Origin of the sequence: Colwellia psychrerythraea (assembly GCF_000764185.1) — a bacterium.
Taxonomy (GTDB): Bacteria; Pseudomonadota; Gammaproteobacteria; order Enterobacterales; family Alteromonadaceae; genus Colwellia; species Colwellia psychrerythraea_B.
In genome coordinates this window covers 24675-49380 of sequence record NZ_JQEC01000046.1, presented here as the reverse complement: position 1 = coordinate 49380, position 24706 = coordinate 24675, and the positions used below count along the sequence as shown (strand labels likewise).

The following is a 24706-nucleotide window of genomic DNA, read 5'->3' as shown; positions in this document are numbered from 1 at the left end:
CTGTCTTGTATCAAAAAATAACAATACTTATATAATTTTGGAGACAATATGTTTAGTAATACAAAGGTAGCTAAAGCCATTCGCTTAGCCATGATGATTGGTGCTACGGCATCAGTAGCAACACCAGCTTTTTCAGCCGAGCAAAGCCAAGCGGAAGCGGAAGCTGATGTAGAAAAAATTCAAGTTACTGGCTCTCGCATTAAGCGTACAGAGTTATCTACACCTGCACCTGTTTTAACTATAAATGCTGAAGAATTAATGCGTTTTGGTAACCCTGATTTAGGCAGTGTATTAGCTGAGTTACCGGCAATTGGCGCAACCAGTACAATTATTGGTAATAATAATAGTAACCAAAATGCCGGTATTAGCTCGGTAGATTTACGTCGTTTAGGCACAAAACGTACCTTAGTTTTGATTAATGGTAAACGTCATGTTGCTGGTGCACCTGGCTCATCACAAGTAGATTTATCAACCATTCCCGCAGCGCTTATTGAGCGTATTGAGGTTATTACTGGTGGCGCTTCAGCAATATACGGCTCTGATGCGGTATCGGGTGTTGTTAACGTCATTTTAAAAGATGACTTTAATGGCCTTGAGTTTAACCTTACCGGTGGTAATTCAACGGAAGGTGTTGGTAACGAGAATTATACCTTTAATGTACTTGGTGGTGGTGATATTGCCGATGGTAAAGGTAACGTTACCTTTTTCGCTGGTATTGAAGATATTAAACAAGTAATGAAGTCTGATATCCGTCAATTTGATAATTGGGGAATGTTTGATAATCCTGATGATACTGGCGAAGAAGATGGTATTTCCGATAGACTTTATGGGCCAAGGCGAGGCTCAGAAATGATCAATAATAATGGCGTTATGAACCCATTCGCTAGCAGTCGTTTTACTTTTGATACCGAAGGTAATCGCCATGATGCCTGTGAACGAGGCTTAAGATCTAGCTTTGCTTTTGGTCAAATCCCTGCAGAGTGTAGTGACTATTCTTTTCAAACTGAGGAGTTTGAGAACTACTCTCCGGGTATACAAAGAACAACGATTGGCTCAACAATAAACTACGAAATCAGTGAAAACATAAACTTCTTCGGTGACGTTAAATATTCAAGAGCAGATATACAGCAACAATACCAACCAAGTTTTAGCTTTGGTGGTATTGATATAAATGTCGCTGATAATGCTTATTTAAGTGATGATGTGCGCACTGAACTTGGTGGTACTGGCACAGCAAGTATGGCCAAGTTTTTTGGTGAATTGGGTAATCGTTCAGCTAAAAACACCCGAGATTTATTTCGCATAGTTACTGGTTTTGATGGCGGATTTTCAGTCGGTGACACCGACTTTGATTATGAATTGTTTTATATTTATGGCGAAACTAAAAATAAACGCGTAATGGAGAATGATTTAATTCCGGGCAATATGCACGCAGCAATTGATTCTGTGATTGATCCAGATACCGGCCAAGCAATATGTCGAAGTCAACTGACCAGCGCCCAAGGTGAAGATTATGTAGATTCTGCCACAGTAAATGCTGGAGCTTGTGCTGCTTATAACCCGTTTGGTTATGGTCAAGCTTCTGCTGAGGCCATGGACTGGATTTCTGCTGATGTAACCCGTGAAGATGTTATCAAACAAGAAGTTATTGGTGGTAGTTTATCAACCGATTCTTCGGCATTTTTTGAATTACCTGGTGGCGCCGTAGGTATTGCAGCAGGTTTTGAGTACCGCACTGAATCATCCGCTAGCTACACCGATGAGTTAACGAAAAGTGGTGTATTGTTAAGCTCTGCAACGCCAGATCAATTTGGTGAGTATGATGTGAGTGAAATGTTTGCCGAAGTAAGTTTACCCATTTTGGCAAACGTATTTTTAGCTCATGAATTAACGCTTGATGCCGCTTATCGTTATGCAGATTACTCTCATGCGGGTTCAACTGACGCATGGAAAGTGGGCATGATGTATGCTCCTATTGAAAGTTTTTCTTTTCGCGGCACAATTGGTGAGGCGGTACGTGCGCCAAATATTAATGAAGCGTTTAGCCCAATATCACCCGGTTTCGCTAGTATAGAAGATCCTTGTGATGCTAATAGAATTGATGATGATCCAGACAGAGTAGGTAACTGTGCTTCACTTGGGATCCCTGTTGGCTGGCTTGCCAGTGATAGTGTAAGTATTGATACATTATCAGGGGGCAATGATCAATTAACACCAGAGAGCTCAACCTCATTAACGGTTGGCGCCATATGGACCCCTGATTTTATTGAAAACTTTTCAATTACCTTAGATTATTACGATATTGAAATTGAAGACGCTATTATAGAAGTTGCATCACAAGACATTATCGATAATTGTGTTGATGCCACTGGTGGCATTGATGCTAATTACTGTGATGCTATCGATAGAGACCCATCAGATCATAATATTGATTTAGTTCGATCAGGCTTTTTAAATGCTTCTGCTTACAATGCCGCAGGTGTAGATATGGAAATTTTCTACGGCCTTGATCTTGGTGAGTTAGGTGCTGCAGGGCAGATGGATGTTAAATTATTTGTTGGCAAATTACTTGAGCTTGAGCGTTTTGAATTTCAAGACCGCCCTGATGAAATTGATGTTAAAAAAGGCGAAGTAGGAGACCCTGAATTACAAGCTCGCTTCACTGCAAGTTATAGCATAGAAGACATAAAAGTAAGCTGGACTGCGCGTTATATGGATAAGGTTGCAAATTTTGATGTATCACCAGGTGGCGGTTCACCAGAAGATATTTCACCTGGCTATGCACCTTCAATTACTACTCATGATATATCATTAGGTTATGTGGTTAACGATCATGTGCAAGTGAATGTTGGTCTGCGTAACATGTTTGATAAATTACCTCCGGGTTATATTGAAGACGCTTTATATGATCTAGTAGGTCGTCGTGCTTATGCAAACCTTAAAGTGAGCTTTTAATAAAAATGGTTAACTCATAGTAATCAATAATATTAGCTTAAGCTAAAACAAAAAAACCATAACAATCGTTATGGTTTTTTCTTTTTATCACTGAGAACTTAGCTATAACAGTTTAATGACTCACTGATTAGTCTTTAAAGTTAGTATACTGGAAAGATTGCTCTAGCTCAGCGGCTTTTAGTAAACGCATTACTGCTTGCAAATCATCACGTTTTTTACCTGTTACCCGTACTTGCTCACCTTGAATAGCCGCTTGTACTTTTAACTTTTCAGCTTTAATAAGTTTTACAACTTTTTTAGCCATATCTTGCTCGATACCTTCTTTAAAGGTTACTTGCTGACTCCAGTTTCTACCGGTAGCGCTCGCATCACCAACGTTCATGGCTTTAGCATCAATATTACGTTTAGCTAGTTGGCTGCGCAACATGTCGCACATTTGCTTTAATTGAAAATCACCTTCGGCTTTCAAGGTTATATTGGGCTTTTTCCACTCAAAACTAGCCTCAACACCACGAAAATCAAAACGTGTGGTTAGTTCACGACTAGCATTATCGACCGCATTACGAACTTCTTCTAAATCAGTTTCTGATACAATATCCATTGAAGGCATAATCTATTCTCTATAATGGTGTTAATTTATTCAATGCTCGCTATTATACCTTTGCAATTCAAGCACGCAACCATAGTGATGTCTTAAATATGCAACTAAGTATCTTACAAGCCCCAACAAGAAATTCAGAGTAAATCATGCTAGTATCTGATTACTTAATTACTTAGCTGTAGATTCTTTGTGAAAGCTCGTCAACATTATTACTTCTTTCTTACAGTAATTATCGTTTCAATAACATTACTCTTTGCCCATGAGTTCCTCCCCGATAATTTAAGAAAACGAATCTTTCAATTTCCTGAAATTGATACCATAGGGCACTTAACTAGTTTTTTCATTTTAACTTGGGTATGCCACTCGGTTATAAAACTATCCTTGACTGTCTGCATACCTTTACTTATTTTTTATGGCGCTTTGACAGAAATAGGCCAATCTTTCTTAGGTTTTCGAAGTGGTGAATGGGGTGACTTTTTTGCTGATGTTATTGGTATTAGTTTATTTGTATTAGCAAAATTTTTGTACCTTAATATATTTAAAAATAGCTCTCGACAGGCTAAAAACTAGCCTTACTGGCCCCTAGTAATTAAAAATGGTAGATAATAAGCTCATGACAAATAAACTAAATAATATTGTTGTTGTTGGGCAGGGAGCAATGGGCTTACTTTGGTACCACCATTTATCGCAAGCCAGTGAAAGTTTGAACATAAAACTCAGCCTGCTTGCCTCTAATCAAACATTATTAACTAAAGATCAGCTAAACTCAGCCAGCTATCAATTTACCCGGTATATACAAGAGCAGGCTGAAGATTCTAAACTTAACTCTCAGCTCAACTATCAAACTAGCTACCCACTTAGTTATAGTCAAACGACTGATATAAGTAGTGCCGAGGTCATTATCTTATGTCTTAAATCATTTCATATTGCTAATGCTCTCAAGCAAATAGCTAAAGACATTAATCCAAATTGCCTGGTCATTCTGGCTCATAACGGTATGGGGACTTTGGCGGATGTAGTTAAATTATTACCCAGTCAGCAAGCGATCCTTACTATGTTAACTACCCATGGCAGTTACCGATATGCACCTTTAGCTGTCACCCACACGGGGCTTGGTCAAAGTGATATAGGGCTACTGGCGGGCGAGCTAAGTTTAAGGCAACAAGAGCAATTGATCAGTCAGCTGAACAGCGCCCTACCCCAAGTAGACTTCCATCAAGATATAGTGACAAAGCAGTGGTTAAAATTGGCAATAAATTGTGTCATTAATCCAATTACGGCTATTGAAAATATTGACAATGGCAAAATAAATAACAAGAACTATAGTGAACAAATTAATTTACTATTAACTGAAATTATCGCAGTCAGTCAAGCAGAAAGCATAGATTTACTATTAAGTGACTTACAACTAACGGTGCATAGAGTAGCCCAATCAACAGCTAAAAATTGCTCTTCAATGCGTAGTGATGTTTTGGCGGGGAGATCTACAGAGGTTGATTACATTAACGGTTATATTCACCGTTTAGGTCAGCAGCATAATATTGCCACGCCAGAAAATACTCGGCTGTGGCAACAAGTACGAAATATTAAAAGTACGACTTGAGGCTAAGATTAAAACTAATATTTAGCGTCATAACTAATAGTTAAACCTTCCAATAAAGTAAACCATGAAACATTAATCATGGGATTAATGCTTCACTAGTTCAATTAAGGCTTAAATAAAACTTATAATAAGTGACAGTTAAGGGCGGTACACTTTTACGTTTTTGAAACCATTATCAAGTAAGTACAACGCTTGTAATTTACTCATCACACCGTGATCACAATAAAGTAAATATTCCTTTGACATATCTAAATCGCCAAACTGAGTAGCAAGTTTATAGAAAGGGATATGTTTCACTTCGACATCGCCAAGGTCTAGTGGTTTATCTTCCTCTTCTTCTGGACTACGGATATCAACAATTACCGCGTTCTCAGGGATATTTTCAATAAGATCTACCGCACGAATTTCTTCTTCAGTCTCTTTACCAATATCGCGAATATCATAGACACGCGTCTCGCTGACAACCTTATCTAAAACATCGAAATCAAAGTTAGATTCCTCTTCTTCAACTTTAGACAATACAGCTTTAACTGTTGGTTTTTTAGAGATAACACCACAATATTCAGGAATGGTTTTAGAAAACTCTTCTGTGCCAATTTTGCGCGCAATATCGATAATATCCTGCTTATCGTAAGCGGCTAAGGGACGTAATATTAAAGTGTCAGTTACTCGGTTAATTACGTTTAAATTAGTCAATGTTTGGCTTGATACCTGACCTAAACTTTCACCTGTAACCAGTGCTTGAATTTTTCCTCGTTCTGCTATTTTTGTCGCGGCACGAATCATCATTCTCTTTAATACCACACCCATCTGGCTATTTTCGACGTTATCTAATATCTCAGCAACAACAGGCTCAAAATCTACCGCAAAGAATTTTACTTTATGTGAAGCGCCATATTTGTTCCACAAGAAGTAACTTATTTGTTTAACACCCACTTCATGTGCTGAACCGCCAAGGTTAAAGAAACAATAATGCGTACGGGCACCTTTTTTGATCATTTGGTAACTGGAAACACCCGAGTCAAAACCACCAGACATAAGTGACAATACGTCTTCTTGGGTAGCGATTGGGAAGCCGCCTAAACCAATATGGCGCTCAGTGACTATAAATAAGTCTTTATTTTTAATTTCAAGACGTATGGTAACATCAGGATTTTTTAGTTTAACTTTGGCACTTTCTACCGCTTGATTTAAACCACCACCAACATATTGTTCGACTTTTAATGAGTTAAACTCATGATTACCTGTACGTTTAGCGCGTACACAAAAAGTTTTGTTTTCAATAGTTTCGGCGTGAACAGCCAAGGTTTTTTCATAAATATCATGAACATCAACAAACTCAGTTTGTTGAACTTCCAAAAACATTGGGATACCAGGAATACATTTTAATGCTTCAACTAGGCGTTCACGGTTTTCAGCTGAATTGTCTTTAGTATTAACTTCGATATTATCCCAGTTCATACGTGTAGTGACTTGCTCGTCAATACGACGTAAAACATTTTTAACGCTCGATTCTAATATTTTAGTGAAACGTTTACGGACGGGGCGAGATTTAATGGTGATCTCGGATTGAAGCTTTACGATAAATTTCATCGGTTATAACCTAAAAAAGACAAAAAAATAATGGCGCGGATTGTACACTATCTGTCAGTCTTTTTTAAGCTTTTAACGTTAAGACAACGAAATACCGCTAAAGTATTGCTTGTTAGTCTTTTGTAATGCCAATTCGCTCAGTTTCTTTCGCTTTACCTTGATTAATAGCAATTTCAACACGACGGTTTCGACGGCGATTCAGCGCATTGGTATTTGGTACTAACGGTCTAGTATCGGCGTGACCAGCAACCACTAACCGAGTCTGGTCAAAGTTTGGCACTTTAACGAGTACATGGGCGATTGCTACCGCACGTTTGCTTGAGAGATCCCAATTAGAGCTAAATAATTCGGAATCAACACCGCGGTTGTCAGTATTACCTGACACCATGATTTCACCGGGTACTGTATTTAGTAATTCGCCAATTTCTCTAATAACAGGGTGAAATTTAGGTTGTAAAAATGCCGAACCAGAAGGAAATGAACCATTTTCTCGAATACGAATAATGACCTGCTGACCTAATGATTCTAACTCAATTGCACCATCTTGAATTTGTTGCTCAAGTTGCTCAGCTATTTTTTTGACTAAGTCATTTACTTGCTCTTGCGCAGCTTCTTCCATATCCTGCTTAGCTTGATCCAGGGCCTGTTGTGAAAGAGCATCTTCGGTATTTTGAGACTGACCACCACGCTCGGTACCGCGTTGTTCTTGACGACCACCAGCCGATGTTTCATCACCCGCTTGAAACTCAAGCATTTGCTGGGTCATTTCCATGGTTTGTTGCTGAATGACTTCAATCGGCGTTGGCTCAGGTTTACCAGGGCGAAACTCTTGCGCGATAATACTAGTGCCTTTAGGAATATCTTTTACTTCAATTTTATTTTGCACACCAAAAGCAAACTTCATCGAACCTGCAATTTGTTTGAATTTTAAAACATCCATTTCAGAGAAAGATAACAGCAGCACGAAAAAACACATGAGCAGTGACATAAGATCAGCAAATGTGCCCATCCAAGCAGGGAGACCCGGAGGTGGGCACTTACATTCTTGTTCAGCCATAAGGTACTCCCCTACTCTTCGGTAGTATCGACTTTTCTTTTACCTTCAGCTAAATAATTTCTTAATAAGCCTTCGATAACACGGGGGTTTTGACCATCTTGAATACCAAGTACGGCATCGAGTACCAACTCTTGATTCATTTTTTCTTCGGCCATGCGAAGTTTCAATTTTGAAGCAATAGGAATGGCAATAACATTGGCTAGGAAGGCGCCATAAAGTGTTGTTAATAAAGCCACGGCCATTGCAGGACCAATAGATTTAGGGTCATCCATATTTGATAACATAGCAACTAGGCCAATAAGCGTACCTATCATACCCATTGCCGGCGCAACATCGGCAAGTGCCATCATCATATTTGAGCCAGTTTCATGGCGCTCTGTGGTTAAGTTGATATCTTTTTGCAAAGTTGCTCTGACCACATCAGCATCGTGACCATCAACCAGCATATCCACGCCTTTTTGCATAAAAGGATTAGTAATCTCGGCTTCTTCTAATGCAAGAAAACCACCTTTACGTGCGGCATCAGCCATATCTACTGCTTTTTCGATTAACTCTTCCGGCTTTTCTAGTTTAAACATGAAAGCTTTGCCGATGATTTTTCCTATCCCGAAAAACTGGCCAAGGTTATAATTAGATAAAACAATAAAGAGTGAACCACCGAAAACAATTATGACTGACTGAGTATCTGCAAACATCATGATGTCACCAGATAACACCATCGCCATGATTAATAAACCGATGGCACCTAAAATGCCGATTAACGTAGCTAAATCCACAGACTTCTCCTAAACAACCAACGATTTATAATTCAAGACCATACTTCAATAAAAGAATAGTACATTATGTGAAAACTATTCGCTAATACCTAACGAATAAATCACGAATAATAAAAAACACACAATAAGTATATTATCGCCCATAGTGTCAATAACTTAACACTAATGATAAAATATTTTTTAACATTTATTACCGTAGGTCAATTGACCCAAGTGGCAAGCTAGGGTAAGTTTGCCAAAATTATTTTTTCATTATCTGCTTAGAGTAAAAATCATGGCTAAAAAGAAATTAGAAAACCTCTCTTTTGAAGAGTCACTAAACGAACTTGACACTATAGTACAGAGTTTAGAGCAAGGTGAATTAAGTTTAGAAGAATCAATGGCACTTTTTGAACGTGGTTTAAATCTTAGCCAGCTAAGCCAGGTAAAATTACAAACTGCCGAGCAAAAAGTACAAATTCTGCTAGAAAAAAATGGCACTGCCCAGCTGACTGACTTTGATAGCAGTGCAGGCGAAAGTTAATGACAACGTTGACTTCCTATGAACACTATCAACAACGAATCAATAATTTTTTAGCTGGCAAGCTTGAAAGTCTTACCAGTAATGATCCTAAGTTACTTGAAGCCATGCGTTATGGATTACTGATTGGTGGTAAACGTATGCGCCCTTACTTAGCTTATATTACTGGTGAAGCCATATCCGCAAACTTAGATGATATTGATGCAGTTGCTGGCGCATTAGAATGTATTCATGCTTATTCTCTGTTACATGATGATTTACCCGCCATGGATGATGACGATCTAAGGCGCGGTAAACCTACTTGTCATAAAGCTTTTGATGAAGCCACTGCGATTTTAGCCGGCGATGCCTTACAGACACTGGCTTTTGATATATTAGTGAATCACAGTTTTGCCTCGAAAGATGACTCATCCAACTATCAGGTACAAATACAACTTATTCAGCAGTTGGTTCATGCCTCTGGTTACCAAGGTATGTGTGGTGGGCAGGCGCTTGATTTAGCTGCAACCAACAAAGCCATTCCACTAAGTGAATTGGAAAAATTACATTCTCTTAAGACGGGCGCGTTATTAAAAGCTTCTGTATTGATGCCAACGACATGTAGTGAACAAGTCACCAGTGAACACAAAAAAATATTAAGTGATTACGCCCAACTAATAGGCCTAGCTTACCAAGTACAAGATGATATTATTGACTTAACATCGACCGAAGAAGAGCTGGGTAAACCTGTAGGATCTGACTTAGCGGCAAACAAAAGTACCTATCCCGCACTCCTTGGTTTAGAGGGCGCACAAGACAAAGCGGAAAACTTATTACAACAAGCGCTTCAAGCTTTGACTAGATTACCTTACAATACCCAATCTTTAGCAGATTTTGCTACCTTTATTGTTAAGCGCAGCCACTAAGCGACTAGGCAGTGCAAAACCTTAAATAAAATAATTATTACCAATAGACAAACTATGACTACAAACCTTGCTGACTACCCACTACTTTCACAGATAAATACGCCAGAAGAGCTGCGCAAATTTCCGCAAGAGCAATTAACGCGTGTTAGTAATGAATTGCGTAGCTTCTTACTTAATTCAGTAAGTAAAAGTAGTGGCCACTTTGCATCTGGCTTAGGCACAATTGAACTCACCGTTGCCTTGCATTATGTTTATAACACACCATTTGATCATTTAATTTGGGACGTTGGCCATCAGGCCTATCCTCATAAAATACTGACCGGTCGCCGTGATCAATTACATACCATCAGACAAAAAGATGGCTTGCACCCTTTTCCATGGCGTGAAGAAAGTGAATACGACGTTTTAAGTGTTGGCCACTCTAGTACTTCAATTTCTGCGGCTTTAGGTTTATCTGTCGCGGCAGAAAAAGAAGCTAGGAATCGTAAAACCGTCGCAGTTATTGGCGATGGCGCTATGACTGCCGGTATGGCCTTTGAAGCGTTAAATCATGCAGGTGACATTAATAAAGATATGTTGGTTATCTTAAATGATAATGAAATGTCTATTTCACAAAACGTTGGTGCGCTAAATAATCACTTGGCAAAAATGCTCTCTGGCAGCTTCTATGCTGGCTTACGCGAGGGCGGAAAAAAGATTTTAGGCAATATCCCACCGATTAAAGAATTGGCTAGTCGTGCTGAAGAGCATTTAAAGGGCATGGTTGTGCCGAGTACTTTCTTTGAAGAACTTGGTTTTAATTATATTGGCCCTATTGATGGTCATGACGTAAATGGCTTAGTTGATACCATTAAAAACATGCGTAACCTTAAAGGCCCACAGTTACTTCATATTGCCACTAAAAAAGGTAAGGGTTATCAAGCGGCAGAGCAAGATCCAATTAAGTATCATGCGGTACCTAAATTTAATCCCGAAGACACAAATTTACCCAAAGCTAAGCCTAGTTTACCTAATTATTCAAAGATATTCGGTGACTGGTTGTGTAAAACCGCTGAAGTTGATAATAAATTAGTTGCTGTTACCCCTGCTATGGCCGAAGGCTCTGGTATGGTTGAATTTAGCCAACGTTTTCCAGACCAGTACTTTGATGTAGCAATAGCTGAACAACATGCAGTTACCTATGCTGCAGGCCTTGCTATTGGTGGTCAAAAGCCAGTAGTTGCGATTTATTCAAGTTTCTTACAACGTGGGTATGATCAATTTATTCACGATGTCGCCATCCAGAACTTGCCGATTATGTTTGCTGTTGACCGTGCGGGTATTGTTGGTGCTGACGGCGCTACCCATCAGGGCGTGTTTGATTTAAGTTTTTTACGTTGTATTCCTAATACCGTGATCATGGCCCCTTCTGATGAACGAGAATGCCAGTTAATGCTTAATACTGGTTTTAAACATAATGGCCCTAGCGTTGTTCGTTACCCTAGAGGTTGTGGTACTGGTGCGATGTTACCTAGCGTTGATGAAACTATTGAATTAGGCAGAGGTATAAACATCCTCACCGGTGAGGCGAGAGAAAGCAAAAATAAAGCAAGTAAATATATAGCCATATTAAGTTTTGGCTCTATGTTGGCAGAGGCTAAGAAAGCCGCGCTAGAACTTAATGCCACCTTGGTTGATATGCGTTTTGTTAAGCCACTAGATGAAACACTGATTGATGAACTCAATGCCAATCATGACTATCTAGTGACTATTGAAGATAATGCCATTGCCGGTGGTGCAGGCTCAGGTGTTAATGAGTATCTACTTTCACAAGGTAAACCAGTGAGTATTCTCAACATTGGCGTTGCTGATCATTTCGTTAAACATGGTACTCAAGAAGAAGTACATCATGAACTAGGCTTAGATGCCCAAGGAATTATTGCTAAGATACGCAAGTTTACTAGCTAGTTCTATTGCAATTCATATTGAATAATCTTACTAGGGCTAGCGCCCAATAAAAAAGGATAATGAATTTACTTCATTATCCTTTTTTATTAACAAAACATATAAAATCCAGCCTAGTTTAGCAATCGTAAACCGCTATAAAGCCCTCTCAATTATAAGTTTGTTACGTCAATTTTGTTTCTTAAGTTATCTTCAAGTGCTGCTTTTTTTTCTCGTTCTTGACGCTTTTCACAAGGGTTATCACAGTTACACTCTTTATCGATGCCAACACTTGCTAAACCACCACAACTCCCTGCTAATGTTCTGTTTTGAAAAATATAACCAACTGCCATTGCAGCGCCTACCACAAGGAAAAAACCAAAGGTAATAAAGAAAATCATCATAATGTTATGCTCTCAACTCGTTCAATTTGCTTACTTAACTAAAATAGCCAATGCTCTGGACAAGAGTCATTGTCATAAAATAAACCTTACACATTTTACTTTAAATATTGTTTGAATTTTACCGTAAATCGCTCATCAAAGCCATTTTCAGTCTTAGAAATAAATAATGCCGCCAGATCGTTATCCGCAGCAAAAGCCATGCCCTTTTCCATTCCCATGACCATTAAACTAGTAGACAAGCCATCTGCTGTCATTGATGAGGGGTGAATAACAGTAACGGATACTAAATTATGATTAATAGGCTTACCGGTATCGGGATCAATTATATGTGAAAACCGAACACCACCCGCCTCAAAATAATTACGGTAATCACCCGAAGTTGCTACAGCATTATCTTTAGGAATAATAACCTGTTGTACACTACGTTCTGTCGTTATCGGCTTTTCTATAGCAATAGCCCATAACTCACCCGTGTGTTTAAAGCCCTTTAAGCGCATTTCTCCGCCAATTTCTACTAAGTAGTTGGTAAAGCCATTACTTTCAATTAACTCAGCAACAATATCTACACCGTAGCCTTTTGCCGTGGTAGATAAATCAACATATAAATCAGGTACCTTTTTAGAAAGTAGGTTGCCTTCTAGTAATAAGTTTTGTAAACCAACGCGCTTTCTAGTTGCCGCTAATACCTCATCACTTGGCACTGTTTCTGGACGTTGCTCCGGGCCAAAGCCCCAAAGATTAACTAATGGCCCAACCGTTACATCAAGCTTGCCTTCAGTTAATTGACCAAGACGAATTGATTCTTTGAGCACACGTGCAAAGCCTGCTGATACTTCGATTGATTCGGTGGATTTTGACTGGTTAAACAGTGAGATTTCTGAGTTATTTATATAAGTCGACATTTCTTGGTTAACTTGCTTTAACACGGCATCAATTTTTTGCTTCAACTTCAGTGCTTCAACTTGCTCTTCGGTCGCAACAACCTTGATATTATACGTAGTACCCATGGTGCGACCTTGCAGTAATACTTCAATTTTATTTGAAGGATTACTCGGGAAACAAGCCGATAGCAACAACACTGATGCTGTAAAAAACACTAGTTTTAGTTTATTCATAAGGATTCCAAATTATTATTTATATCGCTATATTCTTTTGAAAAAAACATAGCGATATAAATAATAAGGACGACCGAAGTCGTCCTTATTTTAATGTGCTTCAACAGTATATTTTAACCTTAAGCGCTGACTGGGGGTGCTAATTCAAGGCGGATGCACGGAGCCTATGACTATAGGTGAGTACATCTAACGATGAAGTAGCGCCACTAAGCAAGCTTAAGTAAAATATTAGCCACCAAAGTCATCCAACATTATATTCTCGTCTTCTACACCAAGATCTTTAAGCATACCGATAACAGCAGCATTCATCATTGGTGGACCACACATGTAGTATTCACAATCTTCTGGTGCATCATGATCTTTCAAGTAATTTTCAAAAAGTACATTATGAATAAAACCTGTCATGCCATCCCAGTTATCTTCTGGTTGTGGATCAGACAAAGCAACATGCCATACAAAGTTGTCATTTTCAGCCGCAAGGCCGTTATAGTCATCTTCATAGAACATTTCACGTTTAGAACGGGCACCGTACCAGAAACTCATCTTACGCTTAGACTTAAGACGCTTAAGTTGGTCAAAGATATGAGAACGCATTGGCGCCATACCAGCACCACCACCGATAAAGACCATTTCATTATCAGTTTCTTTAGCGAAGAACTCACCAAATGGACCTGAAATAGTTACTTTATCACCAGCTTTAAGACTGAAGATGTACGAAGACATTTTACCTGCAGGTAAATGTAAGCGTCCAGGAGGAGGCGTAGCAATACGCACGTTCAGCATAATAATGCCTTCCTCTTCTGGGTAACTTGCCATTGAGTAGGCACGTAAAGTTTCTTCTTCAACTTTCGATTCAACATCGAAGAAACCAAAGTGTTTCCAATCGCCACGGTACTGCTCATCAATGTCAAAATCACTGTATTTAACATGATGTGCTGGTGCTTCAATTTGTATGTAACCACCCGCTTTAAACGGTACTGATTCGCCATCAGGAATTCTTAACACTAATTCTTTGATGAAGGTTGCTTGGTTATCATTAGAGATAACTTCACATTCCCATTTTTGCACGCCAAAGATTTCATCTTCAACTTCAATTACCATGTCTTGTTTAACTGCAACTTGACATGCTAAACGACAACCAGCTTTCGCTTGACGTTTATTGATGTGACCTTCTTCCGTTGGAAGAATATCGCCACCGCCTGAATGCACATCAACACGACATTGGCCACAAGTACCGCCACCGCCACATGCTGAAGGAATAAAAATCCCTTGATCAGCTAATGCACCTAATAATTTGCCACCCGCAGCAGTTACTACTGCTTTTTCAGGGTCGCCATTTATGCTAATCGTAACATCACCACTTGATACTAATTTAGACTTAGCAAATAAAATCACTAACACTAAAAGAACAACTATTGTGGTAAACATCGATACGCCGAGAATTATTTCCATCGACTTTTCCTTAAACTTCTCTAAGGGTGTAGTTCGCATTTTTGCGCACTACACCAACCAAACCTATAGGGAAATACCACCAAAAGATAGAAAGCCAAAAGCCATCAATCCTGAGGTGATAAACGTAATACCCAAACCTTTAAGGCCGTCTGGAATATCAGAGTATTTCATCTTCTCGCGCAAGCCAGCTAATAAAACAATAGCTAGTGCCCAACCAATACCAGAGCCAACTCCGTAAACAACACTTTCACCTAGTGTTAGGTTTTTCGCTACCATGAAAGACACGGCACCAAAAATTGCACAGTTTACAGTGATTAATGGTAAGAAGATTCCTAGTGCTTGATAAAGCGCAGGGAAGTATTTGTCTAGAACCATTTCCAAGATTTGAACTAAAGCTGCAATTACACCGATAAAGGTAATAAAAGATAAGAAGCTTAAATCAATTGATTCTTTTGGATCGGTAATGCCCATAAGGCTATCAAGTGCACCTGGTGCTAATACTGCTTGATAAATGATTTGGTTCATAGGAACAGCCAAACCAAGTACCACAACAACAGCAACACCTAAACCAATAGCCGTATCAACTTTTTTCGATACCGCAAGGAAAGTACACATACCTAAGAAAAACATTAAAGCGATGTTTTCAATGAAAATAGCTTTAACGAATAATGCAATATAATGTTCCATGCTATTAATCCTTCTCTACTTGTTCTGGTTTCCATTGGCGAATAGCCCAAATGATTAAACCAATAACGAAGAATGAACTAAATGGTAATACTAATAAACCATTCGCTTGATACCAACCACCATTTTGAACGAGTGGTAAGATCTCAATATTGAATAATGTACCAAAACCAAATAACTCACGGAAAAAGGCAACAGTCATTAAGATTGCACCGTAGCCTAAGCCGTTACCGATACCATCTAAAAAGCTCACTACCGGCTTTTCTTTCATAGCAAAAGCTTCAGCACGACCCATTACAATACAGTTAGTAATAATTAGGCCAACGAAAACGGCTAATTCTTTTGATAACTGGTAAGAGAATGCTTTCAATACTTGGTCAACCACAATTACCAGTGACGCGATAATCGCCATCTGCACGATAATACGTACACTTGATGGGATATGGTTACGAATAATTGAAATAAACAAGTTAGAAAATGCTGTTACGAAAACAACCGCTAAGGTCATTACTAACGCATTAGCCATTGAGCTTGTTACAGCCAATGCAGAACAAATACCCAGTACTTGTAATGCAATCGGGTTATTGTCAACAATAGGACCCGTTAATACTTTTTTAGCATCTGAAGACATTATTTAACCCCTTCTGCACGATAGTTAGCAATGAAAGTTTTAAAACCTTCTTTACCAAACCAAAACTGTAATGTGTGAGTAACACCGTTACTTGTTAACGTTGCACCTGATAACGCGTCCACACCGTGGATGTCATTAGCTTTAGCGCCACCTTTAACAAGTCTAGCTTTTACTTCACCAGCGTCGTTATATATTTTCTTACCTGGCCATAAAGCTTTCCATCTAGGGTTAAGTACTTCAGCACCTAATCCAGGAGTTTCTTTATGATCAGAATAGATAACACTTTTCACTGTATTTAAATCAGCTTCTAAGCCAACATAACCATACATTAAGTCCCATAAACCAGAACCTACGATAGGGAATACTACAGTGTCAATTGAACCAGCTTCGTTTTTAACTAAATAAACAACAGACGTATTTGAACGACGGTTGATACCCGCTAAATCATTTTCAGGTTTAATTGATAAAGCTTTATCACGAGCGTTACGACGTTCATCAAAGTTGATTACATCACCTTCAACGAATTCACCAGAATCAAGGTCAACTAAACGTGCCACAACAAATTCATTGTAAGTTTTTACAATGTCTTTGCCGGCTTTTTCTAAAAGCCCTGAAGCTTCTAAAATTTTAGTTTGTTGATCAAGTAACTTGTTTGCTTGTTGTAATGGTTTTAACTGCACTGCAGAAAAAGATACTAACAATGCACAAACCACACAAACAGCTAGTACAAAACCAACCGTTCCACCGAATGTTTCTTTTTTACTAGACATTGCGTGCAAGCCTCCGTTTTATATTGCCTTTAACAACAAAGTAATCAAACAATGGCGCAAACAAGTTAGCAAATAAGATAGCTAACATCATACCTTCAGGGAAAGCAGGGTTTACTACACGTACTAGTACAACCATGACACCAACTAAGGCACCAAACCAATACTTACCAGTGTTAGTAAATGACGCAGAAACTGGGTCTGTCGCCATAAACATCATACCAAAAGCAAAACCACCAATAACTAAGTGCCAATGCCAAGGCATAGCAAATAAAGCATTAGTATCGCTACCAATTAAGTTGAATAGCAATGATGTTGCCACCATACCACCGAACACACCTAATACGATGCGCCATGAAGCAATGCCTTTATAAAGGATATATGCACCACCAAGTAGGATAGCGAAAGTTGATACTTCACCTACTGAACCAGGAATAAAGCCCCAGAAAGCGTTCCACCAGTCAGCATTCATTGAGTAATCAACAAGACCTTGACCTGCAGAGCTAAGCATAGTTGCGCCAGAGAAACCGTCAGCAGCAACCCATACAGCATCACCAGAAATTTGTGCTGGATAAGCAAAGAATAAAAACGCACGACCTGCTAATGCAGGATTTAAGAAGTTTTTACCTGTACCACCAAAGATTTCTTTAGCGATAACAATACCAAAAGTAATACCAATGGCTACTTGCCATAAAGGAATACTTGCTGGCAGGATAAGTGCAAATAAAATAGAAGAAACGAAGAAGCCTTCATTCACTTCATGTTTACGCACAGCAGCAAATAGCACTTCCCAGAAACCACCTACGGCAAAAGTAACCGCATAGATAGGTAGGAAGAAACAAGCACCATACAACATCATGCTAAACCAGTCAGCACTTGCGGTTAGCGTTCCACCAAGCAAGGTAAATAAATCAACCTGCCAAGATTGTGGTAAAGCATAACCAGCGGCTAAGGCATCAACAGCTTGATAACCAATGTTGTACATACCAAAGAACATGGCAGGGAAAACCGCTAACCATACTGTGATCATGATACGTTTTAAGTCGATGCTATCACGAAGATGCGTTTTACCTTTGTTCACATACCCAGGAGTAAATAAGCCGGTAGCAACTGCTTCGTAAAGTGCAAACCACTTTTCATGTTTGCCGCCTTTTTCAAAATGCGGTTCAATATCTTCAATAAACTTTTTCAAGCCCATGACTAACCTTCCTTTTCGATTGTGGTTAGGCAATCACGTAGAATTACACCGTAATCTGTTTTGCCAGGGCAAACAAATGTACACAGTGCTAAATCTTCTTCGTCTAGCTCTAAGGCACCTAGTTGTTGCGCGCCATCGGTATCACCAGAGCAGATATCGCGTAAAAACAAGGTAGGTAAAATATCTAATGGCATAACACGTTCAAAGTTACCGATTGGTACCATGGCACGTGAGCTACCGTTAGTCGTAGTAGTCATATTAAATAACTTACTTGGAAAAAAGTGCGATAAATAGGCACGTGTTACCGAGAACTTATTTGCACCTGGATACATATAACCAATAAAGTCTTTTTCTCGACCTTCAAGAATTAATGATACTTGCACATTGTAACGACCTAAGTAACCGTGAACCGCAGTAGCCGTTGAACCCATTAATAATGAGCCAGATACTACACGTAATTCACCGTCAATTGCTTCGCCTGCTGATAATTCAGCAGTGCTTGCACCCAGAACCGTACGTATTAAACGTGGGTTAGTTGCTGCAGGACCGGCAAGAGAAATCACACGGTTATTATCAAGTTCACCGGTAGTGAATAACTTGGCAATAGCAATTACATCTTGGTAACCAACATGCCAAACGAAACGTTCTGCACTTGCTGATTTTAAGAAATGAATATGTGTACCTACAAGGCCTGCAGGATGTTTACCCGCAAATTCAGTTACAGTAGCATTGTCATCTACAGGGATGTTCGCCCCTGGTGCTTTGCTAACAAAAACTTCGCCTGTCGTTAAACGAGATAAAATGGTTAGACCATTTTTAAACGCTTCACTTTGCTCATTGATGATAACTTCTGAATTTGCAGCTAAAGGATTAGTATCCATAGCGCTAACAAAAATCGCAGCAGGAGTACTATCAACAGCAGGTACTTTGCTAAATGGGCGAGTTCTAAACGCTGTCCATAAACCTGAATCGACTAGGTTTTTTACAACATCTTCACGTGCTATTGAAGCGAATTCAGTTGCTGGATAAGCGGTAAATGTTTCTTGATCATAGCCATCTACATCGATAACAACTGATTGTAAAACACGTTTTTCACCACGGTTAATTTCTTTAACAACACCGGCAGCTTGAGCTGTGAATTTAACGCCAGGATTTTTTTTATCTTCAAAAATCGCTTGACCTTTTTTAACACGATCACCCACTTTTACAAACATGGTTGGACGCATACCCACAAACTCTTCACCGAGTGTTGCAACGGTTTTGATGGACGGACCATCATGGATTACCTGCTGGGGAGCACCTTTTACAGGTACATCCAAGCCTTTTTTTATCGTAATCATAAACACTTGCACTACTTTTGATGGGAGTATAAAAATCAGTTCCTTAGTTTATCTAATGAATACCAACTACCCTAAAACCATGTAAAAACAAAGCTAAAGTATAAATATCAATTAGATAAATATTAAGTCACCGACTTCAGTGTATTTCAGTGAACAATTAATTTTAGTGTTACCACTAAAGAAAAATATCCACTGGCTCTAAGTTAAAATTTTCTGGCGCGATAGTACCATAAAATGACCTTTTTATTCTACGGGCATTCGAAATTTTTCATTACAATTTAGCTCATTAATGTGTTTTTTGCGTAGCTTTTGTCGATAAATTAGTCTGAGTAACAAAATATCTATTGCATCAAATACGCTTTAGTTAATAATCTCATTAAATTAAGCTATGTATTAACTCGTCATTTTTTAAAAATCAAAGGTGAATAATGATAAATATCTGCAAATATTCTACCTAAAAGAAACTAACCGTTAGTGTAAACACAAACAGTAAAACACGTTAGTGAGATTAAATCAGAAGATGGTAAATACAGAGTTAAGTACCAACTACCTACGTATATTTAAAACAGGGCTTGCATAAAAATAACTACCTGAGTAAAAAGAAAGGTGGTGACTGTTGCTATTACAAAAAATAATTAAAACTAGCCTCCTAAGTCATCACATATCACTAGTTATCATATTTATGGTAAATATAACTATGTTTATCAAGCCTTGTAACATTTACTCAATAACAAGATCACTTGGTATGGTTATGCTCTACAAGTAACTACATTTGGTATGATGAATATGTGCTTCAATTACTTTGAGATAATTTACTTATTAACAATATTTCCCCACTTTCAACTTTATCGATTAAACTAAAAGTGCCAACACGGTCAAACTTATTTAGATCAAAGTGCTCACCTGCGGAGATACCTGCCCAACCATTTCGACCATTTTCCTTTACATAATAGAGCGCTTTATCAGCAACTTCAATTAGTTGCGAACAGCTCAAACGACAAGTTGCAGCTCGTTCAAAGGGAATAGTAGTAAAGCCAATAGAGACAGACTTTTTGATGGTTGTGCCATTTGAAATTCTAAAATCAGCCTTATTGACTTGAATACGCAAGCGCTCCGCCATTTCTTGAGCTCTATTAGCCTGAGTAAATCGTGAAACAATAAGAAACTCCTCTCCTCCCCAACGAATAATATGATCAGATGAGCGAAAAACAGCCATTAATAGCGCTGAAAATTGTTTCAAAATCATGTCACCGGACTCATGACCGTAGTCATCATTAACCTCTTTAAAAAAATCAATATCGGCAAAGAAAAAAGTTACATCTGCATTAGGCGTATTATCCTTCTTCAAGCGCATTGACTGAGAGATATCTTGATCTATTGTACTCTCTAAAAAGCGCCTATTTTTTAGACCGGTTAAAGAATCAGTTAATGCTGCCTGTTCATAAGCAATGAAAAGGATCCTGTGCTTATGTAATTGATAACTAATCTTAAGAAACATTAAAACAAGCAGAACATAAATAATTTTTGCCCACCATGTCCACCAGAGCGGTGGTAATATAGTTATAGAGAGTTCAGTGCTTTCTCCCCAAACCGGATTAAAACTAAATGCGCCTTTAATCGACAAAGTGTAATCGCCTGGAGCTAGGTTAGTATAGGTAATACGCCTGTTTTTAGCGGTACTTTCAACCCAAGCCTCATCAAAGCCAAGTAACCTATGCTGATAGATAACTTTGTTCGGTTTCCTAAAATCTAAAGCCGATATATCAAATGAAATAATATTTTCGTTATGAGCTAGCGTTAAATGTTCGGTTTGATCTATAGGTTTTGTAAGGATTTGACTTTCTTCATGCACTTGCACTGATTTATTTGCGAGTAGCAGATCATCAATAGTAATTTTAATCTGGTGATTTTTTACCACTATATTGTCAGGTTCAAAGGATAGTAACCCATAGTTAGAGCCAAAATATAATTGGTTATTTTCCGATAGACTGTGAGCTGCGTTATTAAAGCCGCCCTGTATGCCATCTAATATACTAAAGGTATCAAATTGATGATTTATCGGTGAAAAGCGGTATAGGTTATTATTGCTGGCCAGCCAAAGCATACCCTCTTTATCTTTTTGCATTCCTGACAATATAGTTGATAAATACTGCTGTAGTTCTAAAACGGTTTTACCATTATGACTTTTTACAATTTCCTCTATTTGCCATAGGCCTGTATTGGTGGCCAGCCAAATATTACCCTGCCCGTCTTCCAATACATTGGCTACTCTTGAAAACCTAGCGCTATTCGCCGCAAGCTTTTCATTAAAACTAAGCACTAATTCAAATGGCTTCCCAAATTGTTTTAAATAAATGCCCTCAGTGGTCGCCAACCACAACTTCAACTTGCTATCGAGGAAAATAGCATTAACAGTGCCATTACTGTTATTTTCTTGATTCTTACCAACAAGGTTTATCTGCTTTATTTCATTATCCTGTAAATTAAACTCATATAAACCACTAGCAGTACCAATGAGTAGCATATCTTGATATTCAAAAATGACGCTAATATAATCGCTTGCCTGACTTCCTCCCTGTTTATTAAATAAAGTATATGTAAGAAAACCACCTGATTCTTTTTGGTACTTATTAAGGCCGCCATTCATAGTGCCAACCCAAACATCACCATTTTGCTGCTGTATAATCGTGGTTATTGCATTATCCGACAATGAATTATTATCTGTAGTTTGATGTTGAAAATGTTTAATTAATTGCATATTGGCGCTTAAATAGAGAACACCACTTGTTTCGGTGCCGAGCCAAATATTTCCAGAGTGATCCGTAAGGATTGACGATATCGACTTTTCATGAATAGTGCCTGGAAAATATTCAATTAAATTCTCCAAATAAAAGTTATGATCATCTAAAGCAAGGTAATGTAATTTCCCATGCCAACTTCCTAGCCAAATGCTGCCAAAATCATCACTCATTAAAGCGTAGTATGCGGCGTGTTCTAGCATTGAGAATTCTGAGTACTCATCTTTTAAGTAGTGAAATTTTTTTGTCGTTAAATCAAAGTAAGCAACCCCGTTAAGCGTACCCAACCACAAAGTGTTTTGCGTATCCCTCATCATAGAAACAATTGTTCGTGGTCCAGCTATATTAGCATCAGAGTTACCTGAGTAGAGTCGCCTTACGCTACCTGTATTGATATCAAGCAGATTTAAACCACCTCCCCAAGTACCAACCCACAAATTTTGTTTATCAACATCAAAGGTTAATGCTTGAATCATATTACTCGATAGGGTGTAGCTATCTGATGGGCTGCTTTGAAAGTAAGTTAGCCGACCTGTTTGTTTAGCTCTTTTAATAACACCAAAATCACGAGTGGCTATCCATAAATCCCCATTAGTATCCTCCACCAAATCCCGTAAATATAAAGTCGCCGGATTGTGGTTTTTATCCAACTGTATTCTTTGAAAGTTATTTTTAGCTGCATTGAATTTATTTAAACCTCCACCAGATGTTGCAATGTACAACTCCCCTTCTTGAGACAGTAAAAGTTTCCGAATATTATTATGACTTAAGCTGTTTAGATTATTTTTATCATGCTGAAACAGTGTGATTTTTTGACTGTTATTTGCCAGCTTAACTAAGCCTTTATTGCGTGTTCCAAACCATAGGTCATTATTTTCATCTTGTATGATAGACCAAACCTCTAGCTGTTCTAAGTCTGTACTAGTACTTTTGAACTCGTAGCCGTCATAACGTAAAACACCTCCAGAGGTGCCCAGCCAAATAAAGCCTTGATGGTCTTGATACATGGTAAAAATGGTTAAATTTTCAACATCCAAAGCGCCTAATGGGCTTTTCGCATGATATTTGGCGGATAACACAGAGCTTGATTGTAAAGTGGCATTAGCGGATTGCAGCAAAAAAAGCAGCAAAACAATTGAGCAAGCAAGGGAAGCTTTGACTAACTTACGGCTCAATTAATACCCCTAACGGACCAATTTCAGACTTGATCAATTAAGTAAAGTATAAGAGCTGAGTTAATGCAATAAGCACAAGCAACCAAATTAGTAGCATTGTATTTTTAGAACAAAAAAAAGCAGCAAATATTATTGCTGCTTTAAACGTTATAGCGTGATTTTTAGACTTTTAATAAACAGACCATACATCACCTATAATGCAATTAGGCCTGAAATATAGCTTCTATGGACAAATTCTGCTGCGATAAGATATCACGTAGTCTTTTTAATGCCTCAACTTGAATTTGACGAACACGCTCTCGTGTTAAACCAATTTCACGACCTACATCTTCAAGGGTTGCGGCTTCATAGCCTAATAAACCAAAGCGCCTAGCTAACACTTCTCGCTGCTTGGTATTTAATTCATTTAACCAATGAATAATATTATTACTCATATCTTCAGATTGTAAGTCTCGCTCTGGACCAGCACTTTTTTCGTCAGCAATAACATCTAATAAAGCTTTATCAGAGTCTCCTGCAAAAGGAGTATCGACAGAGGCAATACGCTCATTTAAACGTAACATTTTATTAACGTCTGCGACGGGTTTATCAAGGTGAAGAGCAATATCTTCGGCGGTAGGTTCGTGGTCAAGCTTTTGAATTAACTCACGTGAAGCTCGTAAATAAATATTAAGTTCTTTAACAACATGTATGGGTAAGCGAATGGTACGGGTTTGGTTCATTATTGCCCGCTCAATGGTCTGACGTATCCACCAAGTAGCATAAGTTGAGAAACGGAAGCCTCGTTCAGGATCAAATTTTTCAACCGCTCTGATTAAACCTAAATTACCTTCTTCAATTAAGTCTAATAAGGGTAGACCCCGATTATTATAACGTCTGGCAATTTTCACAACTAAACGCAGATTACTTTCTATCATACGTTTTCGTGATGGCTCATCTCCTTTAAGGGATAGGCGTGAAAAATATACTTCTTCTTCAGCGGTTAATAATGGTGAAAAACCAATTTCGCTTAAATAAATCTGCGTCGCGTCTAAATTTGACGGTACGTCTTCCTTTGATTCTACAGTACTTTTTTCTTCTTTTAATTTGACCATGCTATTCTCCCAAATTTGCAAAGCTTACTTTTAATATTTAAATATTCACGATAACTCCGATTGTTTTTAGTATTTATCTTAAGGTTTAATATGTACTGCTATTATTTTATAGCAT

At 38.4% G+C, this 24706-nt stretch carries 20 protein-coding genes; 6 read left to right on the top strand and 14 right to left on the bottom strand.

Translation table 11 applies throughout. The features are described 5' to 3' along the window. The first annotated feature begins 48 nt into the window (after positions 1-48). Entirely contained in the window at positions 49-2955 is a 2907-nt protein-coding gene (locus GAB14E_RS05965) for a TonB-dependent receptor plug domain-containing protein (protein ID WP_033083509.1), read from the top strand. Between the two features lie 127 nt (positions 2956-3082). Here GAB14E_RS05965 and GAB14E_RS05970 read toward each other — a convergent pair whose 3' ends face one another. Continuing rightward, positions 3083-3565: a YajQ family cyclic di-GMP-binding protein gene (locus tag GAB14E_RS05970; RefSeq protein WP_033083508.1), complete on the bottom strand. Its 483-nt coding sequence runs from the start codon at positions 3563-3565 to the stop codon at positions 3083-3085. Between the two features lie 180 nt (positions 3566-3745). On the opposite strand from GAB14E_RS05970, the gene GAB14E_RS24260 reads away from it, so the two are divergent. Both GAB14E_RS24260 and GAB14E_RS05975 read left to right on the top strand, forming a co-directional pair. After that, entirely contained in the window at positions 3746-4126 is a 381-nt protein-coding gene (locus GAB14E_RS24260) for a VanZ family protein (RefSeq protein ID WP_052093904.1), read from the top strand. 43 nt (positions 4127-4169) lie between these two features. Then, entirely contained in the window at positions 4170-5159 is a 990-nt protein-coding gene (locus GAB14E_RS05975) for a ketopantoate reductase family protein (protein ID WP_231562080.1), read from the top strand. A gap of 138 nt (positions 5160-5297) precedes the next feature. Here the strand turns inward: GAB14E_RS05975 and thiI are convergent, their stop codons facing one another. From thiI to pomA, 3 genes are all read right to left on the bottom strand, one after another. Beyond that, positions 5298-6752, bottom strand: a complete 1455-nt coding sequence (gene thiI / locus GAB14E_RS05980) for a tRNA uracil 4-sulfurtransferase ThiI (RefSeq protein ID WP_033083506.1) — start codon at positions 6750-6752, stop codon at positions 5298-5300. Between the two features lie 112 nt (positions 6753-6864). Further along, positions 6865-7809, bottom strand: a complete 945-nt coding sequence (locus GAB14E_RS05985) for a flagellar motor protein MotB (RefSeq protein ID WP_033083505.1) — start codon at positions 7807-7809, stop codon at positions 6865-6867. Between the two features lie 11 nt (positions 7810-7820). Beyond that, entirely contained in the window at positions 7821-8585 is a 765-nt protein-coding gene (gene pomA, locus GAB14E_RS05990) for a flagellar motor protein PomA (RefSeq protein WP_033083504.1), read from the bottom strand. A 274-nt stretch (positions 8586-8859) separates the two neighbouring features. Here pomA and GAB14E_RS05995 point away from each other — a divergent pair, with 274 nt between their 5' ends. Genes GAB14E_RS05995 through dxs form a run of 3 tightly spaced genes read left to right on the top strand, consistent with a single transcriptional unit; the run spans position 8860 to position 11957 of the window. Beyond that, positions 8860-9108, top strand: coding sequence for an exodeoxyribonuclease VII small subunit (locus GAB14E_RS05995; protein ID WP_033083503.1), 249 nt, complete (start codon positions 8860-8862; stop codon positions 9106-9108). Next, positions 9108-10010: a (2E,6E)-farnesyl diphosphate synthase gene (gene ispA, locus GAB14E_RS06000; RefSeq protein WP_033083502.1), complete on the top strand. Its 903-nt coding sequence runs from the start codon at positions 9108-9110 to the stop codon at positions 10008-10010. The genes GAB14E_RS05995 and ispA overlap by 1 nt, the downstream gene beginning before the upstream one ends. Positions 10011-10064: 54 nt before the next feature. Next, positions 10065-11957: a 1-deoxy-D-xylulose-5-phosphate synthase gene (gene dxs / locus GAB14E_RS06005; protein WP_033083501.1), complete on the top strand. Its 1893-nt coding sequence runs from the start codon at positions 10065-10067 to the stop codon at positions 11955-11957. A 149-nt stretch (positions 11958-12106) separates the two neighbouring features. On the opposite strand, the gene nqrM is transcribed toward dxs, so the two are convergent. The 10 genes from nqrM to rpoS all read right to left on the bottom strand — a co-directional run bounded on the left by nqrM (position 12107) and on the right by rpoS (position 24591). Then, positions 12107-12337: a (Na+)-NQR maturation NqrM gene (gene nqrM, locus GAB14E_RS06010; RefSeq protein ID WP_033083500.1), complete on the bottom strand. Its 231-nt coding sequence runs from the start codon at positions 12335-12337 to the stop codon at positions 12107-12109. Positions 12338-12432: 95 nt separating this feature from the next. Further along, on the bottom strand, positions 12433-13452 hold the full coding sequence (locus tag GAB14E_RS06015) for an FAD:protein FMN transferase (protein ID WP_033083499.1): 1020 nt from the start codon (positions 13450-13452) through the stop codon (positions 12433-12435). A gap of 228 nt (positions 13453-13680) precedes the next feature. Then, entirely contained in the window at positions 13681-14904 is a 1224-nt protein-coding gene (gene nqrF, locus GAB14E_RS06020; protein ID WP_033083498.1) for an NADH:ubiquinone reductase (Na(+)-transporting) subunit F, read from the bottom strand. A gap of 63 nt (positions 14905-14967) precedes the next feature. Next, entirely contained in the window at positions 14968-15591 is a 624-nt protein-coding gene (gene nqrE / locus GAB14E_RS06025) for an NADH:ubiquinone reductase (Na(+)-transporting) subunit E (RefSeq protein ID WP_033083497.1), read from the bottom strand. 4 nt (positions 15592-15595) lie between these two features. Then, entirely contained in the window at positions 15596-16219 is a 624-nt protein-coding gene (locus tag GAB14E_RS06030; RefSeq protein WP_033083496.1) for an NADH:ubiquinone reductase (Na(+)-transporting) subunit D, read from the bottom strand. Further along, positions 16219-16989: a Na(+)-translocating NADH-quinone reductase subunit C gene (locus tag GAB14E_RS06035; protein WP_033083495.1), complete on the bottom strand. Its 771-nt coding sequence runs from the start codon at positions 16987-16989 to the stop codon at positions 16219-16221. Before GAB14E_RS06035 ends, GAB14E_RS06030 begins: the two co-directional genes overlap by 1 nt. Then, positions 16982-18184 (bottom strand): NADH:ubiquinone reductase (Na(+)-transporting) subunit B, encoded by a 1203-nt coding sequence (locus GAB14E_RS06040; protein ID WP_033083494.1) that lies wholly within the window; start codon positions 18182-18184, stop codon positions 16982-16984. Before GAB14E_RS06040 ends, GAB14E_RS06035 begins: the two co-directional genes overlap by 8 nt. Before the next feature lie 2 nt (positions 18185-18186). Further along, positions 18187-19524: a Na(+)-translocating NADH-quinone reductase subunit A gene (locus tag GAB14E_RS06045; protein WP_033083531.1), complete on the bottom strand. Its 1338-nt coding sequence runs from the start codon at positions 19522-19524 to the stop codon at positions 18187-18189. Positions 19525-20317: 793 nt separating this feature from the next. Continuing rightward, positions 20318-23497: a ligand-binding sensor domain-containing diguanylate cyclase gene (locus GAB14E_RS06050; RefSeq protein ID WP_033083493.1), complete on the bottom strand. Its 3180-nt coding sequence runs from the start codon at positions 23495-23497 to the stop codon at positions 20318-20320. A 203-nt stretch (positions 23498-23700) separates the two neighbouring features. Continuing rightward, complete coding sequence (gene rpoS, locus GAB14E_RS06055) at positions 23701-24591, bottom strand: RNA polymerase sigma factor RpoS (RefSeq protein WP_033083492.1); 891 nt, start codon at positions 24589-24591, stop codon at positions 23701-23703. Between the last annotated feature and the right edge of the window lie 115 nt (positions 24592-24706).